The organism is Leucobacter albus (assembly GCF_039528015.1).
Lineage (GTDB): Bacteria > Actinomycetota > Actinomycetes > Actinomycetales > Microbacteriaceae > Leucobacter > Leucobacter albus.
The window spans coordinates 664,986-680,581 of the sequence record NZ_BAAAKZ010000003.1; the positions used below are offsets into that span (position 1 = coordinate 664,986).

Annotated in this window: 14 protein-coding genes and 1 tRNA gene; 14 read left to right on the plus strand and 1 reads right to left on the minus strand. The window is 67.3% G+C overall.

Annotated features, from left to right (window positions below; genetic code table 11):
* The first annotated feature begins 60 nt into the window (after positions 1–60).
* The 11 genes from ABD115_RS06690 to ABD115_RS06740 all read left to right on the plus strand — a co-directional run bounded on the left by ABD115_RS06690 (position 61) and on the right by ABD115_RS06740 (position 10,026).
* Positions 61–627 (plus strand): HIT family protein, encoded by a 567-nt coding sequence (locus ABD115_RS06690; protein ID WP_343959878.1) that lies wholly within the window; start codon positions 61–63, stop codon positions 625–627.
* A 142-nt stretch (positions 628–769) separates the two neighbouring features.
* On the plus strand, positions 770–1,534 hold the full coding sequence (locus ABD115_RS06695; RefSeq protein WP_343959468.1) for a YebC/PmpR family DNA-binding transcriptional regulator: 765 nt from the start codon (positions 770–772) through the stop codon (positions 1,532–1,534).
* A 2-nt stretch (positions 1,535–1,536) separates the two neighbouring features.
* Positions 1,537–2,133 (plus strand): crossover junction endodeoxyribonuclease RuvC, encoded by a 597-nt coding sequence (gene ruvC, locus ABD115_RS06700; protein WP_343959470.1) that lies wholly within the window; start codon positions 1,537–1,539, stop codon positions 2,131–2,133.
* Positions 2,134–2,199: 66 nt separating this feature from the next.
* On the plus strand, positions 2,200–2,922 hold the full coding sequence (recO, locus tag ABD115_RS06705; RefSeq protein WP_343959473.1) for a DNA repair protein RecO: 723 nt from the start codon (positions 2,200–2,202) through the stop codon (positions 2,920–2,922).
* Between the two features lie 24 nt (positions 2,923–2,946).
* Positions 2,947–3,732, plus strand: coding sequence for an isoprenyl transferase (locus ABD115_RS06710; RefSeq protein ID WP_343959476.1), 786 nt, complete (start codon positions 2,947–2,949; stop codon positions 3,730–3,732).
* A 38-nt stretch (positions 3,733–3,770) separates the two neighbouring features.
* Positions 3,771–4,958, plus strand: coding sequence for a tRNA dihydrouridine synthase DusB (dusB, locus tag ABD115_RS06715; protein ID WP_343959479.1), 1,188 nt, complete (start codon positions 3,771–3,773; stop codon positions 4,956–4,958).
* A gap of 4 nt (positions 4,959–4,962) precedes the next feature.
* Entirely contained in the window at positions 4,963–6,249 is a 1,287-nt protein-coding gene (locus tag ABD115_RS06720; RefSeq protein ID WP_343959880.1) for a deoxyguanosinetriphosphate triphosphohydrolase, read from the plus strand.
* A 303-nt stretch (positions 6,250–6,552) separates the two neighbouring features.
* The gene (gene dnaG, locus ABD115_RS06725; RefSeq protein WP_343959482.1) at positions 6,553–8,406 is read left to right on the plus strand and encodes a DNA primase; all 1,854 of its coding nucleotides are present in this window, start codon (positions 6,553–6,555) and stop codon (positions 8,404–8,406) included.
* Between the two features lie 22 nt (positions 8,407–8,428).
* Entirely contained in the window at positions 8,429–9,274 is an 846-nt protein-coding gene (locus tag ABD115_RS06730) for an ATP-binding cassette domain-containing protein (RefSeq protein ID WP_343959484.1), read from the plus strand.
* Between the two features lie 73 nt (positions 9,275–9,347).
* Positions 9,348–9,420 (plus strand) — tRNA-Asn (locus ABD115_RS06735).
* A 69-nt stretch (positions 9,421–9,489) separates the two neighbouring features.
* The gene (locus ABD115_RS06740) at positions 9,490–10,026 is read left to right on the plus strand and encodes a gamma carbonic anhydrase family protein (protein ID WP_343959486.1); all 537 of its coding nucleotides are present in this window, start codon (positions 9,490–9,492) and stop codon (positions 10,024–10,026) included.
* Positions 10,027–10,068: 42 nt separating this feature from the next.
* Here the strand turns inward: ABD115_RS06740 and ABD115_RS06745 are convergent, their stop codons facing one another.
* Positions 10,069–11,223, minus strand: coding sequence for a helix-turn-helix domain-containing protein (locus ABD115_RS06745; RefSeq protein WP_343959488.1), 1,155 nt, complete (start codon positions 11,221–11,223; stop codon positions 10,069–10,071).
* A 213-nt stretch (positions 11,224–11,436) separates the two neighbouring features.
* Here ABD115_RS06745 and ABD115_RS06750 point away from each other — a divergent pair, with 213 nt between their 5' ends.
* Genes ABD115_RS06750 through ABD115_RS06760 form a run of 3 tightly spaced genes read left to right on the plus strand, consistent with a single transcriptional unit; the run spans position 11,437 to position 15,586 of the window.
* Complete coding sequence (locus ABD115_RS06750; RefSeq protein ID WP_343959490.1) at positions 11,437–12,741, plus strand: MFS transporter; 1,305 nt, start codon at positions 11,437–11,439, stop codon at positions 12,739–12,741.
* 2 nt (positions 12,742–12,743) lie between these two features.
* Positions 12,744–13,967: a thiolase family protein gene (locus ABD115_RS06755; RefSeq protein ID WP_343959492.1), complete on the plus strand. Its 1,224-nt coding sequence runs from the start codon at positions 12,744–12,746 to the stop codon at positions 13,965–13,967.
* A 2-nt stretch (positions 13,968–13,969) separates the two neighbouring features.
* The gene (locus ABD115_RS06760; RefSeq protein WP_343959494.1) at positions 13,970–15,586 is read left to right on the plus strand and encodes a class I adenylate-forming enzyme family protein; all 1,617 of its coding nucleotides are present in this window, start codon (positions 13,970–13,972) and stop codon (positions 15,584–15,586) included.
* The last annotated feature ends 10 nt before the right edge of the window (positions 15,587–15,596 follow it).

A 15,596-nucleotide genomic window follows, 5' to 3' on the forward strand; every position in this document is an offset into this window, starting at 1 on the left:
AGCAATGCCCGGAGCGAAACTGCCCCGGGCAACCAACGAAGATTCGAGAGAGTGACGGAAGTGTTCGGAGCAGACGAGGCGCAGGCAGAGGCGCCCGGCGAGCGCGGAACGGTTGGCACGCCCAACCCGCTGCAGCGGCTCTGGGTGCCTCACCGTATGTCGTACGTGGCCGACCATCACCAGGCCGACCACACCGACTGCCCGTTCTGTGAGGCGCCCAGGCACGACGATGCGTCGTCGCTGATCGTGCACCGCGGCAAGACCGCCTACGTGCTGCTGAACCTGTTCCCGTACAACAGCGGGCACATGCTCGTGTGCCCGTACCGGCACGTCGCGGGCTACGACGAGGCGACAACTGAAGAGGTAGCCGAGATTGCTGCGCTCACTCAGGCCGGGATGCGGGCTGCGCGCGAAGCGCTCAACTGCGCCGGGTTCAACCTGGGAATGAACCAGGGTGAGATCGCCGGGGCCGGCGTCGCCGCCCACCTCCACCAGCACATCGTGCCTCGCTGGGCGTCAGACTCGAATTTCTTCCCGATTATCGGGCAGACGAAGGCGATGCCGCAGCTGCTCGGCGAGGTGCGAGACCTCATCGCGGCGGCGTGGGCGGACCCACCTGACGCCTAGGGTGGTGCGCTTTCGCGCCCCGCACACACGCAGCTGCGCGCCAGATCGCGTGAACAGCAGTTTCGCCCGCACGGGAATGCCCCGTGTCGGGCGCGCAGCGTAGGATCACAGCAGACACACTCGTAGGAAAGTAGGAGCACCCGTGGCCGGACACTCCAAGTGGGCAACCACTAAGCACAAGAAGGCAATTCTCGACTCGCGTCGCGCGAAGGCGTTCGCGAAGTACATCAAGGTGATCGAGGTCGCCGCCCGCATCGGTGGCGCCGATTTCGCGGGCAACCCCGCCCTCGCAGAGGCCGTGCACAAGGCGAAGAAGAACTCGGTTCCCGGCGACAACATCGATCGCGCCATCAAGCGCGGCGCCGGCCTCACAGGCGAGTCGATCGAGTACTTCACCACGATGTACGAGGCGTACGGCCCGAACGGCGTCGCCCTGATGGTCGAGTGCCTCACCGACAACAAGAACCGCGCGGCAGCAGAGGTGCGCACAGCCCTCAGCCGCAACGGCGCGACGCTTGCAGACCCCGGATCGGTCGCCTACAACTTCGAGCGCAAGGGCGTCATCACCGTGCCAGCAGAGGGCACCACTGAAGACGATGTGCTCATGGCGGTGCTCGAGGCCGGCGCTGAAGAGGTCAACCCGACCCCGAACGGTGAGGCCTTCGAGGTCATCACCGACGCGTCCGAGCTCGCTGCCGCGCGCGGCGCGCTCGTCGACGCCGGCATCGACTACGACTCCGCCGAGGCAGAGTTCGTGCCGAACCTCAAGGTCGAGATCGACGCCGACACCGCCCGCAAGGTGTTCCGCATCATCGACGCGCTCGAAGACAGCGACGACGTGCAGAACGTCTACGCAAACTTCGACCTGACCGACGAGGTCCAGGCAGAACTCGCAAACGACGAGTAGGCATGCGCGTCATCGGGATCGACCCGGGGCTCACGAGGCTGGGTGTTGGCATCGTGAGCTCCGAGGGCTCCCGAAAGCTCACGTTCGAGCACGTCGAGGTGCTGACGAGCCCGGCCGGGGCCGAGTTACCCGCGCGGCTGCACCAGCTCGGCAGCTCCCTCGAGCGATTGTTCGACGGGGAAAAGCCCGACGCGATCGCGATCGAGCGCGTCTTCGCACAGCAGAACCTGCCGAGCGTGATGGGCGTCGCCCAGATTAGCGGCATCGTGATGTTTCTCGCCCAGGCGCGAGGCATTCCTGTCGCCATGTACACGCCGAACGAGGTGAAGGCCTCGGTGACCGGCTACGGTGCAGCCGACAAAGCTCAGGTGACGAACATGGTGACCCGGCTGCTCGGGCTCGCCGCGCCGCCGAAACCGGCTGACGCCGCAGACGCGTTGGCGCTCGCGATCGTGCACGCGTGGCACCTGGGTCGTGGCGGCGCCCCCGACCGGCAGCGCGCCGCAGCGGTGCGTGGTGCGGGGGAGACGCCCGCCCAGCGCGCCTGGCGGGAGGCCGAGTCGAAGGGCGGCCGCCGCCGGAGCGGGCCTCGGGCCTAATCCGGGGCCGCGATCCACTCTGCGCTCAACCCCGCGCCCATCGCCCCAACCCGCCATAATGGTGGGGTGCCGCTCTATCGTGAACAGGGTGTCGTGCTGCGCACCCAGAAGCTCGGGGAGGCTGACCGCATCGTCACCCTCCTCACGAGTAAGCGCGGCGTGCTCCGGGCCGTCGCCAAGGGCGTGAGGCGCACCTCCTCGAAGTTCGGCGCCAGGCTCGAGCCGTTCATGGTCGCCGACATTCAGTGCTACGAGGGGCGCACCCTCGACACCATCACGCAGGCGGTGACGCTCGGCTCCTACGGGCCAGCGATCACCGCAGATTACGACAGCTATCGCGCGGGCAGCGTGATGGTCGAAACCGCAGAGCGGCTCGCCGAGGGCGGCCCGTCGCCAGAACTCTTCACGCTGCTCGTCGGCGCGCTGCGCACCCTCGCCGGTGGCAAGATTCCCGCCGAGCTTGTGCGCGACGGCTACCTGCTGCGGGCGATGGCGGCGGCGGGCTGGACGCCCGGTTTTGACGACTGCGTGCGATGTGGCGCGCCCGGGCCCCACACAGCGGTCGCGGTGCAGCTCGGCGGCGTGGTCTGCGAGCAGTGCAGGCCGGCCGGCTCACCCAGGCTCGACCCCGCGAGCGTCGACCTGCTGCGGGCCCTGCTCGCCGGCGATTGGACCCAGGCGCTCGAAAGCGGCGAGCGCGAGCGTGGCCAGGCGGCCGGCATCGCGGCGGCGTACACGCAGTGGCACCTGGAGCGCGGCTTGCGTTCGTTCTCAGTACCACGGGCCTAACCCGGCAGCCATAGAATCAAACCCATGGATATTGCCCCCGATACGCTCGTGCCCGTCGACTGGACTGGGGAGCAGCCGCCGAGGTTTCGCGGCCCTGCCCCGAAGCACGTCGCCATCGTGATGGATGGCAACGGCCGGTGGGCGAACCAGCGCGGTCTGCCGCGGGTTGAAGGGCATCGCATGGGCGAGCAGGTGCTGCTCGACGTCGTCGCCGGGGCGATTCAGGCCGGGGTGACGCACCTGAGCGTGTACGCGTTCTCCACAGAAAACTGGCGGCGCTCGCCCGACGAGGTGCGCTTTCTCATGGGCTTTAACCGCGACGTGCTGCGGCGGCGGCGCGAGCAGCTCAGCGCCTGGAACGTGCGCATGCGGTGGGCGGGGCGCAGGCCGCGGCTCTGGGGCTCGGTCATCAAGGAGCTGAAGCTCGCCGAGGCGTATACCGCGAACAACACCGGCCTGACCCTCACGATGTGCGTGAACTACGGCGGCCGCAACGAGATCACCGACGCGGTGAAGCGCATCGCGCAGGAAGTCGCGGACGGCAGGCTGTCGCCCAACGGCATCTCGGAGCGCGTCATCGAAAAGCACCTGTACGTGCCAGAGCTGCCCCAGGTCGACCTGTTCGTGCGCAGCTCGGGGGAGCAGCGCACGAGCAACTTCATGCTGTGGCAGTCTGCCTACGCCGAGATGGTCTTCCTCGACCAGCTGTGGCCCGACTTCTCGCGGCGCGACCTGTGGGAGGCGATCGAGATCTTCCACGACCGTGATAGGCGCTTCGGCGGCGCGGTCGACAAGCCGAAGGGCAGGTAGCCGCCGGGCCGCGCGCGATCTGCGAGAATAGAGCGGTCATGACTACCTCAACGCTTCCAGGCTCGCGCCTGAAAATCGGCCCGCTCGAGCTCGACGTTCCCGTCATTCTCGCGCCGATGGCCGGCATCACGAACACCGCGTTTCGTAGGCTCTGCCGCGAGTACGGCGCCGGCCTCTACGTCAGCGAGATGATCACGAGCCGCGCGCTCGTCGAGCGCACGCCGGGCTCGCTCAGGCTGATCAAGCACCACGAGAGCGAGACGCCGCGCTCGATCCAGCTCTACGGGGTGGATCCGAAGACCGTCGCAGAGGCCGTGCGCTTTCTCGTCGATCAAGACCTCGCCGACCACATTGACCTCAACTTCGGCTGCCCCGTGCCGAAGGTCACCCGCAAGGGCGGCGGCGCGGCACTGCCGTGGAAAGCCGACCTGTTCAGCGCGATCGTCGACGGGGCCGTGAAGGCCGCCGGCGATATTCCGCTCACCGTGAAGATGCGCAAGGGCATCGATGCGGATCACCTGACGTTCCTCGATGCCGCGCGCTCAGCCGAGGCGGCGGGCGTCGCCGCGATCGCGCTGCACGGCCGCACCGCGAACGAGTTCTACTCGGGCACCGCTGATTGGGGTGCTATCGCCGAGCTCAAGCAGACCATTACCAGTGTGCCGATTCTCGGCAACGGCGACATCTGGGCGGCAGACGACGCGATACGCATGGTGCGCGAGACGGGCTGCGACGGCGTTGTAGTCGGCCGCGGCTGCCTCGGCCGCCCGTGGCTGTTCGGCGACCTCGCCGCGGCGTTCAAGGCCGAGCAGGGCGAACTCAGCTGGGACGAGGCGAACGCGGCGATCGCGAAGCCCGGGCTCGGGTTCGTGATGGACGCGATGCGCCGCCACACCGAGCTGCTCATCGAGTTCTTCGACGGCGAAGAAGCGCGCGCGTGCCGCGACATTCGCAAGCACGTCGCCTGGTACTTCAAGGGCTACGGTGTCGGCGGAGACACGCGCCGCTCGCTCGCGATGGTCGAGTCGCTCGAGCACCTCGACGAGATCTACGAGACGATGGATCGCTCGCTGCCGTACCCCGGCGTCGGCGCCGAGGGGCAGCGCGGCCGGGCAGGCAGCCCGAAGCAACCGAAGCTGCCAGACGGTTGGCTCGACTCGCGCGACAGCGCCCACATCGACTTCGCCGAGCTCGCCGAGGCCGAGCGAGACGATTCCGGTGGCTAGCGCGATGCCGGCATCCGGCGGGCACTCCGCTACCTCCTCCGCTACTTCCTCCGGCGCCTACTCCGAGGCAGACCTCGAGCGGTTCGTGCCCGAGACCCACAGCGGCGCGCGCAGCGACTTCGAGCGCGACCGGGCCCGCGTGATCCACTCATCTGGCCTGCGCAAGCTCGCCGCGAAGACGCAGGTGCTCAGCCCGACCGCTGGGATTGACTTCGCGAGAAACCGGCTCACGCACTCGCTCGAGGTCGCACAGATCGGGCGCGAACTCGCGGCCTCGCTCGGGCTCGATCGCGACGTGGTCGACGCGGCGTGCCTCACACACGATCTCGGTCACCCGCCGTTTGGCCACAACGGCGAGCGCGCTATCTCGGAGTGGGCGAGCGACGCGGGCGGGTTCGAGGGCAACGCGCAGACGCTGCGAATTCTGACGCGGCTCGAGGCGAAGCGGTTCACCGAGAGCGGCGAGAGCGCCGGGCTCAACCTCACCAGGGCTACCCTCGATGCGAGCTGCAAGTACCCGTGGAGCCTCGAGGAGGCGCCGACGGGGAGCGGCAAGTTTGGTTACTACGCCGACGACGCGCCCGTCTTCGAGTGGATGCGAGCCGGGGCGCCCGCGCGTGTGAAGAGCGCAGAGGCGCAGACGATGGATCTGTCTGACGACATCGCCTACTCGGTGCACGACTTCGAAGACGCGATAGTGAGCGATCACATCGACCCGCTCATTCTCACGTCGCGGTCTGGTCACGACTCGCTCATCGCCGATGTTGCCGACTGGGCCGGCGGATCGTTCTCCACAGACGAGCTATCGGCAGCCTACGACCGCATCGCCACAACCCCAACCTGGCTGACCCGGTGGGATGGGACGCGGCAGCACCAGGCGCAGCTGAAGAACTTTACGAGCGACATGATTGGGCGATTCGCGCGCCTCGCGATCGCGGCCACGCGGGAGTCAGCCGGTCAGGCGCGGCTCGTGCGCTACGGCGCGAGCATCGTCGTGCCGCAGGAGGTGCGCGCCGAGATAGCAGTGCTCAAGGGAATCGTCGCCGCCTTCGTGATGGCCAGCGGGCGCAGGCAGCCGACCTATCGTAGGCAGCGGGAGCTGCTTACTGAGCTGCTCGACGCGCTCTGGGCCACCCAGTCAGCCGAGCTCGAACCGGCATTCCAGGCCGACTTTGCCGGAGCCGTCGACGAGGCGGCCGCGCGGCGCGTGATCGTTGACCAGGTCGCGTCGCTCACCGACCAGTCGGCGATAGCCTGGCACCGCCGGCTGTGTGAGGTGCCACTCGTTTAGGGGCAAACGCGCAGCGTTTGCCACGAGTGGCACTGGCGCCACTGCGCCAGCTCGTTTAGGGGCAAACGCGCAGCGTTTGCCACGAGTGGCACTGGCGCCACTGCGCCAGCTCGTTTAGGGGCAAACGCGCAGCGTTTGCCACGAGTGGCAGCCTTCAAACGGTAATCTGCGCAGCCACTGCCTGTTTCCACGCGCAGGGGCCTATTGGCGGCTGATCGCAGAGGCAGCGCAGCGCGACGGCACCTGTTTCGCCCCGGGGGAAACCGCGAATGCGCGCACCCGCCAAAGACTAGACTGATGCTCATGGCAGGGCGGATTAAGGCGAGCGACGTCGAAGAGGTGAAGCGGCGTACAAACATCGCCGATCTCGTCGGCGACTACGTTGCGCTCAAGAACGCCGGCATCGATTCGATGAAGGGCCTGTGCCCGTTCCATGACGAGCGCAGCCCGAGCTTTCACGTGCGCCCGGCCCTCGGCTACTTCCACTGCTTCGGCTGCGGCGAATCTGGCGACGCGATTAGCTTCGTGCAGAAAATGGATCACCTCTCGTTCGCCGAGTCGGTGGAGCGCCTCGCAGCGCGCACGAACTACGTGCTCACCTACGAGGAGGGTTTCGAGCGGCGCGAAGACGGCCCCAACCGGGCGCGACTACTCGCGGCCAATCAGGCCGCCAGCGACTACTACCGCGGCCAGCTTATGGGCGAGGAGGCCCAGACCGCGCGTGCCTTTCTCGAGCAGCGAGGCTTCGCGGCCGCGTCGTGGGAGCAGTTCGCTGTCGGCTACGCCCCGCGCGGGTGGGACAGTCTCACCGGGCATCTCAGGCAGCTCGGTTACACGCCGCAAGAGCTCGTACAGGCTGGCCTCGTCTCAGAGGGGCAGCGTGGCGTCTACGACCGCTTCCGCGGTCGGGTGGTGTGGCCGATCCGCGATACGAGCGGGCAAACTCTCGGGTTCGGCGCCCGCAAGCTCTACGACGACGACAACGGCCCGAAGTACCTCAATACGCCAGAGAGCCCCGTGTACCACAAGTCGCGGGTGCTCTACGGGCTCGACCTGGCGAAGAAGGCGATCTCGCGCGGCGGTCGCGCCGTGATTGTCGAGGGGTACACCGACGTCATGGCCTGCCACCTGGCCGGAGTTGAAGACGCGATCGCAACCTGTGGCACAGCGTTCGGCAAGGATCACATCTCGATGCTCAGGCGGGTCATGGGCGACGACGCGGCCGCCGAGGTCATCTTCACCTTCGACCCCGACGAGGCTGGCCAGAAGGCCGCGCTGCGCGCGTTCGGCGAGGAGCAGCGCTTCACGGCCCAAACGTACGCCGCGGTCGCGCCCGAGGGTTACGACCCGGCAGACCTGCGCCTACACAGGGGCGATGAGGCCGTGCGCGAGCTCTTCGACAAGAAGGTGCCGCTGTTCGAGTTCGCGCTCAAACAGGCGATCAGCCGCTTCGATCTGAATTCGGTCGAGGGGAGGGTCACGGCGCTACGCCAAGCCGCCCCGATCGTTGCAGGCATCAAAGACCCAGGCATGCGCCCCGGCTACACGCACGCGCTCGCGCGCATGCTCGGCGTCGAGCTCGGCGAGGTGCAGCACGCGGTGCGCAACGCAGGCAGGCAGGCGCCGCCGGAGCCCGACTACGTCGCAGCGGGCACCGACTACGACCGCGAGCCTGAGCGGCCGAGAGTCACGCTCGCCGCGCTGCGGCAAGACCCGACAGTGTGGCTCGAGCGCGACGCGATCATGGCGATGGTACAACAGGGGCCCGCCGTTGGCGACGAGCTGCTGTCGCAGGCGGTGACCGCACAGGTCACCGAGCCGCACCTGCGGGTAGTACGCGACGCACTGCAGGCGGCTCTGCCGCAGCTTGCGGGCGGCGCCTGGGTTGAGGCGGTGCTCGCGGCGACTCCCGAGACCCACCAGAGCCTGGTGCGCGAGCTCGCCGTCGCTTCGATGCCGCAACGCGACCCTGCGCTGCTTCCCGAGTACTCGCGCGAGGTGGTGATCTCGCTGCTCGACCGCGATCTCATCTCGCTGAAGCAGGAGCTGCTGGCGCGCATGCAGCGCATCGGCGACCCGACGAGCGAGGCTTCGCGGCGCGTGCAGGAGCAGCTTGCCGCCCTCGAACTCGCACGCCGTGGCCTGCGCAACGACTAGCGCCGACTAGTAAGGTGAATTTGTGGCACATCCAAACCTCGAGGCAGACCCGGTTCTCTTCACCTCAGACCTGTCCCTTCGCTACCCCGCGCACGCCGGTGGCAAGGCGTTTCAGGCGGTAGAGGGCGTCAGTATAGAGCTGCGCCGCGGGGGAGTGCTCGCGGTGCTCGGCGAGAGCGGCTCGGGGAAGTCGACCCTCACCCGCTACCTCGCGGGGCGGGGAAGCGAGGGCGACAAGAATGCCAAGATCAAGTCTGCCGGAGGCGCCTCGCGCTGCCTCGACGTCTCGCTCGAGCGCCTGTCGCGGCGGGGCCGGGCTCGCCTGACCGCCTACGTCGGGCACCTCGCGCAAGACGCCGGGGCGACGCTGACGCCCGAGCTTAACGTCGGCGATGTCTTGTTCGAGCCAATCTCCGAGCGAGTGAGAAGCTTCGACAGGGCGCCGCTCGGCGAGGTTGTGGCCGAGATGATGGATATCGTCGCGCTGCCGCTTGCGAAGCTGCAGGAGTACCCGTTTCAGCTCTCCAAGGGTCAGCGCCAACGCGTCGCGGTGATGCGCTCGCTCATGCTCGACCCGAGCGTGCTGATTGTCGACGAGCCGACGCTTGGCGTTGACGCCAACAACCGCCCCAAGATCGTCGAGCTGCTGAAGTGGTACCGGGCTCGCACCGGGGCGTCGATGGTGCTTGTGAGCCACGACATCGGCATGCTCGAGGCGCTCGCGGAAGACGTCGTCGTGCTGCAGCAGGGGCGCATCGTCGGGCGCGGCGAGATCAACACGATCTTCCGCCGCACCGAGCACGACTACGTGAAGCGGCTCGCAGAGGCACTGCGCTCGACCGCCTACGACGAGATCGCGGAAGAGTAGACGCGCCCGGCGTGCCGCAATTTGCACCGCCGGTGGGAGGCTTGGTACGCTAATCAGGTTGCTGCGGCAATATTCCCCTGTAGCTCAGTTGGCAGAGCGCTTGACTGTTAATCAGGATGTCGTTGGTTCGAGCCCAACCGGGGGAGCAGCAAAGGCCCTTACTCTTGAGTAAGGGCCTTTTCTTCTGTGTGCCCGTGAACCCGAAGGAGTGTGTCATGACGAATCACCACGGCCAGGTTATTGCGGTTGCCCCGTACGGGGCGCCCGAGCTACACGAGAGTGTCTGGCTCGCCCCTGGCGCTATCGTCGTCGGCAACGTCACTATCGGGCGCGACTCGAGCATTTGGTACAACGCGGTCGTGCGCGGTGACTCCGAAGCGGTGCGCATCGGCGAGCGAACGAACGCGCAAGACGGCGTCGTGATTCACACCTTCCGCGGCCAGCCGACGGTCATCGGCAACGACGTGTCAATGGGCCACAACGCTGTGGTGCACGGCGCGACCGTCGAAGACGGCTGCCTCATCGGCATGAGTGCAACCGTGCTCAACCGCGCGGTCGTGGGCGAGGGGTCGCTCGTCGCCGCGGGGGCCGTTGTGCCGCAGGACATGGTGATTCCGCCGCACTCGCTCGTGGCTGGCGTGCCGGCACGGGTCGTGCGTGAACTGCGCGAGGAAGATCGCGAGGCGGTGCGGGTCAACTCTGAGGCGTATCTCGGGTACACCGACAACCACCGCGCCGCGACCGCCAGGTAGCCCCTCGGCCTCAACGTCGGGCCCGCGGCGGGTGTGCGCGAGCTAGGCGCGCACGCCAGCTGCGGCGAGCGCCCACCCCACCTCGACGAGCGTCGTGAAGCTGCCGAGCGAGGCGCCGGCTATCTCCTCGAACTTCTGCAGGCGGTAGCGGAGCGTGTTTGGGTGCACCGGAATCTGTCGCGCCGCGTCGTTGACGCGCATGTCGTGCTCGAGGTACACGGCGATGGTGTGCAGCACGAGCTCCCCGAACTCGCCGTGCTCCCGAACCGGGGCGATGTACTTCTCGTGCAAGTGGGAGGCGAGGGCAGGGGCTGCTGGGATTCCGATGCGCCAACTCGCTCTCGCGACGTCGCTGCGCCCGGCGAGATCGACGAGCTCCGCGGCGGCCCGTACCTGGTGGGCCGCCGCCAACGAATCGGGCAGTTGCCGCCAGTGCACCGCTGGGCCGACCGAGTAGTCTATTCGCGCTGGGAGCTCCTCGCCCGCCGGGAGGTAGCCAATAGCGCGCCCGTGCTCGCGCAGCAATGTCGCCGGGAGTGCGAACTGCGACGGCGTCGCAAGCGGTGCTGTGACGACCGCGACAATGGGGCCGGTCTGTGCGAGGTGAGCTTCTGCCAAGCGGCTCTCGCCGAGGGTGAGCTCGCCCTCGAGCAGACGACGCAGCGCTTGCTCTCGCTCCTGCTGCAGTGCGACCTCGCGCTGCACTTCGAGCTCGCGAAAGGCGTTCGAGAGCCTGAGCGTGAATACGTCGCCGAGATCCCACAGCAGCGTGGAGGCTCGCAGCGCGTGCTCCGCGGGCAGTCCGTGGGTTGCTGCGCCCGCGAGTACCCGGCTCTGAATCACCTTGAGCGCCTCGCGAAACCCGCCGAGCACCTCGGTGACGGTGAGGCCGAGTGCGAGTCGCTCGTGTAGCGCCTCTTCGATCGCCCACACCTCTTCGGGTTGCGGCACGACGCCAGTGCGCAGGGTGTGGATCGCGACGGCTTTGCTGCGTTCGACTGAGGCTGCGATCACATTCGCCGGCACGCGGGCGTAGCTCGGAAAGCGTTCTCTGCCGCGCGCGAGCGTGTCTGCGGCGACGGTGCCGTCGCTCGCGAGCTCTTCGAGGATGCTGCCGAGGCGCTCGTCGAGCGCATGGCTGGCGCTCGCGGGGCCGGGGGCGACCTGACCGTCTGTCGCGCTGCCGTTTGCGTTCATCGGGTTGCTCCTCCGCGGGCGATCGCCGTTGTAATTTTTCATAACGGACTGGTAAATCTGTTGGAATTCTAGCCGTTGATTGGAATCTAGAACAACGGCAAACTCGACTCGAGTCATACGAAACGCAGGGACGTCGACGGTGCGACACGAGCGCATCGAGCCACCCTCGCGCCACAACAAGGAGGTTGAGCGTTGACGCTAGGTGTTGGTGAAGTGGATCAGGAGATCCCCGGCGCGGCGAAGCCCGCGAAGATTAACGGCCCGCGGCAGCTCGTCGCGGCTTCGATCGGCCACGCGGTCGAGTGGTTCGACTGGTACATCTATTCGATTCTGGCGATCTACTTCTCGGCGCAGTTCTTCCCGAGCGACGCCGAGGGAAGTCTGGTGCCGCTCCTCGGTTCCATGGCGGTGTTCGCCGTCGGGTTCTTCGCGCGCCCCCTCGGCGGCCTCCTCATCGGTGGTCTCGCCGATCGGCGCGGCCGCAAGTTCACACTCGTGCTCACGGTCCTCGGCATGGGAGCAGGCTCGCTCATGATCGCGTGCTCTCCGACCTACGATCAGGCTGGTGTGGTGGCCCCGATCATTCTCGTGGCCGCCCGGCTCCTCCAGGGGCTCTCGGCTGGCGGCGAGTACGCCGCGGGCTCCGCCTTTATGATCGAGTCTGCGCCGAACAACCGGCGCGGGCTGTACTCGAGCTTTCTCTACGTCAGCGCGACCGCAGCGAACCTCGCAGCGATCGGTATCGCCACGATCCTGAGCCTCACGCTCTCGACAGAGGCGATGAGCACCTGGGGCTGGCGCATTCCATTTGCCGTTGGCGGTATCGCCGCGCTCGTCGCATTCTGGGTGCGCTCGTTCTCCGTGGAGACGCTCCATCAGGAGCCGGCGGGGGTCGCCCCGTCGCAGCCCGCCGAGAAGGTGCGCATGTTCACGTTCTTTAAGCAGCACCCGAAGAGTGTGTTCATGGTCTTTGGCATGACGGCGTCGTCGGCGCTCGTGTTCTACATCTGGACGGGCTTCCTCCCGACCTACGCGAACATCACTGTCGGTTTCGACATCAAGCAGGGCCTCACCGCGAGCCTCATCTCGCTCTCCTGGTTCCTGCTGCTGCAGCCGGTCATGGGTCTGCTCTCCGACAAGATCGGCCGCAAGCCGCTGCTCATCGCGTTCGGCCTGTTCTTCACCTTTGGCACGGTGCCCCTCATGGGCGCGCTCGACAATTCGTTCGCGAGCTTCCTGATCGTGCAGCTCGTTGGCCTCACGTTCGTCGCCGCGGCGACCTCGATCGTGCAGGCCGTGTTCTGCGAGCTCTTCCCCCGAAAGATGCGTTCCTCCGGCATCGGCCTGCCCTATGCGGCCTCGGTTGCGCTCTTCGGTGGCACCGCGCCCTACGTCGCCACGGCGATGGCCTCCCAGGGCAACATCACCGCCTTCCCCTGGTACATCGCGGCGCTCAGCCTCGTCTCGCTCATCATCGTGTTCTTCCTCCCCGAAACCTTCAAGAAGGAGCTCGACTAACAATGACCACCAACGCATGGGTTGCGGGTGTCGGCATGACCCCATTCGGCATCCACGAACAGGCCTCAGTGAAGCAGCTCACCGCGAGCGCGGTGAACGAGGCGCTCGCCGATGCCGGGGCCGAACTCACAGATATCGAGGCGGCCTTCTTCGCCAACAGCACGCAGTCTGCACTCGAGGGGCAGTTCACCGTCGGCGGCCAGATCGCGCTTCGCGACATGGGGATTCAGGGGATCCCGGTCGTGAATGTTGAGAACGCGTGCGCAAGCGGCGCATCTGCCTTCCACCTCGCCGTGACCTACGTTCGATCGGGCGCCGCCGACGTGGTCCTCGCGGTCGGCACCGAGAAAATGCACGTCGGCGACCGCCGCCTGACAATGTCGGTGTTCGACGGCGCCTACGATGTCAGCTCCCCCGAAGAGCTCGAGGCGGTGCTGCGCACCCTTGGCGGTGACGTGGAGGAGCCCGAGGGACACCGTTCCGTCTTCATGGACATCTACGCGGCCATGGCTCGAAACCATATGAGTCAGTACGGCACGACCCAGGAGCAACTCGCCGCCATCGCGTCGAAAAACCACAGCCATTCGGCTGACAATCCACGGGCGCACTACCGGACCCCCATGAGCATCGAAGAGATCCTCGGCGCTCGCGCGCTCGCTTTCCCGCTCACTGTTCCGATGTGCGCCCCGATCACCGACGGTTCGGCCGCGACGATCGTGTGCTCCGACCGCGGCCTCGCCCGGCTCCTCGCAGACCGGGCCGTTCGGGTGCTTGCCACCTCGCTCGCCACCGGCACCGACCGCGACTACCGTACGTTCGCCGGGCACGTGAGCGAAATCGCCGCCAAGCGCGCCTACGAGCAGGCGGGGCTCGGCCCGGAGGCAGTCGACGTCGCTGAGGTGCACGACGCAACCGCGTTCGGCGAGCTGCTGCAGCTTGAGGTGCTCGGGTTGTTCGCCCCAGGCGAGGCCGGCGCCGCAGCGCTGCGCGGCGAGACCACCATCGGGGGCAGGCTTCCGGTGAACCCCTCGGGCGGGCTCGAGTCGAAGGGGCACCCGATCGGGGCGTCGGGCCTCGGCCAGGTGTTCGAGCTCACGGAGCAGCTCCGCGGCACTGCTGGGAGCCGGCAGGTCGAGGGTGCGCGGATCGCGCTCGCCGAAAACGGGGGCGGCTTCCATCGCGGCGAAGAGGCCGTCGCATCAGTCATTCTGCTAGGAGCACAGTAGCCATGGTCACCGCAGTATCCTTTTTTGACCGCGGCTGGAAGCTCAACCCGCACGGCGTCGCGTACGCCACAGCCGACGAATCATGGACTTTCGACGAGGCGGGGCGCATGACGAACCGTCTTGCACACAGCCTGATCTCACTCGGTGTCGGACGGGATGTGAAGGTCGGGGTCTTGTCGCCCAACGATCCGCTCGCGTGGCTGTGCGTCTTAGCGACCTGGCGCGCTGGCGGCATCTGGGTACCGCTGAACCCGGATCATCCGGTCGACGAAACGGCGGGGCTGCTCGACCGCTTCGATGTCGACGTGCTCGTGTACCACCCCAGCTTGCGCGCCCTCGTCGATCAGCTGCGCACGCTACCGGGAGCGCCCGCCACGATCGTCGCGCTCGGAGCGTCAGCGGGCGATACGAATCTGCGTTCCTGGGTGCAGGAGTTCTCGGAGCTCGATCCCGGAGTGGCCGTCTCGGCGGAGGATCTCGCGGTGATCGCCCCGACTGGCGGCACGACGGGGCTGCCGAAGGGCGTCATGATCGCTCACCGCAGCGTGAGCGTGATGGTCGCCCACCAAATGCTCGCGCTCGGCTACGGCCCGCACGATCGACAGGTGAATCTTGCGGCAGCACCGATGACTCACTCGGCTGGGTTTCTCTCGCTGCAGGCGACCGCGCGTGGTGGGACGACGGTAATTATCCCGCGCGCGACGGTCGACACCGTTCTCGACGCGATTGCAGCCTTCGGGGTCACTGAGATGTTCCTCCCGCCGACCGTGGTGTATCGGCTGCTCGACTACCTCCAGGCAACCCCGCGCGACCTGTCGACGCTGCGCTACCTGCTCTACGGCGCAGCGCCGATGTCGACCGAGAAGCTCAAGCAGGGCATCGATCAGCTCGGGCCCATCTTCCTCGAGGTCTACGGTCAGACCGAGGCCATCGCCGGGGTGAGCTTCAAGACGCCGGCCGAGCATCTCGATCCCGATGGCAGCGTCACGAGCTCAGCGCGCCTCGCCTCGTGCGGCCGCCCTGGCCCGCTCATCGAGGTCACCGCCCGCAACCCAGAGACGTTCGAGGCGCTCCCAGCAAACGAGAGCGGCGAGATCTGCGTTCGCGGCGACATTGTCATGCGGGGGTACTACAAGAATCCCGAAAAGACAGCCGAGACGATCGTCGACGGGTGGCTGCGCACCGGCGACCTCGGGCACCTCGACGACGAGGGGTACCTGTTCATCACCGATCGATCGAAGGATCTCATCATCTCCGGCGGCTTCAACGTCTACCCCGGCGAGGTCGAGCAGGCCATCTGGAGCCACCCGGCGGTCATGGACTGCGCCGTCATCGGCGTGCCGCACCCAGACTGGGGCGAGCAGGTGACCGCGATCGTCGAGCTGAACGCTGGCCACGATGCCACTGAGGAAGAGCTCCGAGGGTTCTGTCGCGATCTGCTGGGCGCGGTGCGCACGCCGAAGCGCCTCTATTTCGCAAAGCTTCCCCGGAGCGCAAACGGCAAGGTTTTGAAGAAGGATCTTCGCGACGCCGGGGTTTGGCTCGCAGACGCGGCGGGCGGAGCCGCCGCTGAGGCCGCTCGCGCGCCCGTGCCCGGACCCGCCGCGCCCGCCGCATGACCACACCAAC

Bases quoted from the DNA above. Each gene is read 5' to 3' on its own strand.
- dnaG (WP_343959482.1), top strand. From the start codon at position 6,553: ATGGCAGGGCGGATTAAGGCGAGCGACGTCGAAGAGGTGAAGCGGCGT.
- ruvC (WP_343959470.1), top strand. From the start codon at position 1,537: ATGCGCGTCATCGGGATCGACCCGGGGCTCACGAGGCTGGGTGTTGGC.
- ABD115_RS06720 (WP_343959880.1), top strand. From the start codon at position 4,963: ATGCCGGCATCCGGCGGGCACTCCGCTACCTCCTCCGCTACTTCCTCC.
- dusB (WP_343959479.1), top strand. From the start codon at position 3,771: ATGACTACCTCAACGCTTCCAGGCTCGCGCCTGAAAATCGGCCCGCTC.
- ABD115_RS06745 (WP_343959488.1), bottom strand. From the start codon at position 11,223: ATGAACGCAAACGGCAGCGCGACAGACGGTCAGGTCGCCCCCGGCCCC.
- ABD115_RS06710 (WP_343959476.1), top strand. From the start codon at position 2,947: ATGGATATTGCCCCCGATACGCTCGTGCCCGTCGACTGGACTGGGGAG.
- ABD115_RS06740 (WP_343959486.1), top strand. From the start codon at position 9,490: ATGACGAATCACCACGGCCAGGTTATTGCGGTTGCCCCGTACGGGGCG.
- ABD115_RS06755 (WP_343959492.1), top strand. From the start codon at position 12,744: ATGACCACCAACGCATGGGTTGCGGGTGTCGGCATGACCCCATTCGGC.
- ABD115_RS06760 (WP_343959494.1), top strand. From the start codon at position 13,970: ATGGTCACCGCAGTATCCTTTTTTGACCGCGGCTGGAAGCTCAACCCG.